General features: G+C 76.1%; 1 protein-coding gene. It reads left to right on the top strand.

The window, feature by feature from the left end; translation table 11 throughout:
- Positions 1 to 490, top strand: a 490-nt coding sequence (locus FV223_RS29720; RefSeq protein WP_187276312.1) for a P1 family peptidase, incomplete at both ends; no start/stop codon positions are given.

The following is a 490-nucleotide window of genomic DNA, read 5'->3' as shown; positions in this document are numbered from 1 at the left end:
CCGTCGAGGGCATCGACGCGCTGGTGCTGTCGGGCGGCTCGGCCTTCGGGCTGGACGCCGCCGCGGGGGTCGTGGCGTGGCTCGCCGAGAACGGGCGCGGCTTTCCCGTCGGCGGGATGCGGGTGCCGATCGTGCCCGGCGCGATCCTGTTCGACCTGCTCAACGGCGGCGACAAGGCGTGGGGACGCTATCCGCCCTATCGCGAGCTCGGGTTCCTGGCGGCCCAAATGGCCTCGGAGGACGTGGCGCTCGGCTCGGTCGGGGCCGGCACCGGCGCGCGCACGGCCAACCTCAAGGGCGGGATCGGCTCGGCCTCGGCCGACGTTCCGGGCACCGGCTTCCGGGTCGGCGCGCTCGCGGCGGTCAACGCCTTCGGCCGGGTGACGGTCGGCGACGGCCCGCATTTCTGGGCGGCGCCGTTCGAGCGGGCGGCGGAGTTCGGCGGCCTCGGCTGGCCCGGCGCGATGCCGGACGACGCCCTCGCCTTTCC

The organism is Methylobacterium sp. WL116 (assembly GCF_008039455.1).
Lineage (GTDB): Bacteria > Pseudomonadota > Alphaproteobacteria > Rhizobiales > Beijerinckiaceae > Methylobacterium.
The sequence above is the reverse complement of the archived record's forward strand: the minus strand, read 5'-3'. Positions and strand labels throughout refer to the sequence as shown.